Origin of the sequence: Paeniroseomonas aquatica, assembly GCF_030409335.1 — a bacterium.
In the GTDB taxonomy this organism is placed as follows: Bacteria; Pseudomonadota; Alphaproteobacteria; order Acetobacterales; family Acetobacteraceae; genus Belnapia; species Belnapia aquatica.
This window is the reverse complement of the sequence record NZ_JAUFPN010000056.1, coordinates 1,338-1,734: the sequence shown is the minus strand read 5'-3', so window position 1 is coordinate 1,734 and position 397 is coordinate 1,338. Positions and strand designations below refer to the sequence as shown.

Annotated in this window: 1 protein-coding gene; it reads left to right on the top strand. The window is 65.7% G+C overall.

Features of this window, described 5'->3' with window-relative positions:
• A partial coding sequence (locus tag QWZ14_RS06185; protein ID WP_456307222.1) for a hypothetical protein occupies positions 1–397 on the top strand: 397 nt, incomplete at both ends.

Sequence of the window (397 nt, the reverse complement as noted above, 5' to 3'; positions counted from 1 at the left end):
TCTGACCTACCGCGGTTGGTCCCATGTTGAGAATGGTGCGGTCGAACATGGTCGAGCCCTGACCCAGCGCGGCTTCGAGCTGCGGCGAGAGAACGCCAACGCGGCACACGCACTGTCGCACGCGCTTCAGGAAACCGGCGTAGGCGAGGAGGCGGAGCAACTGATCGAGGGCTGGCTCCCCAACTATCACCGAAGCGGCCCCCTGCACGGCCATATCGCCTGGCACTCGGCCCTGGCCGCTCTGGAGCGTGGTGACACTGAGCGTGCGCTGGCGATCTACGCCGAGCACGTCCAGCCTTCCGTCTCGAGGGGGATGCCGGTGAACGTGGTAAGCGACACCGCCTCTTTCCTGTGGCGACTGCAGGCATATGGGCACGAGGTTCCGGCAGGGCTTTGG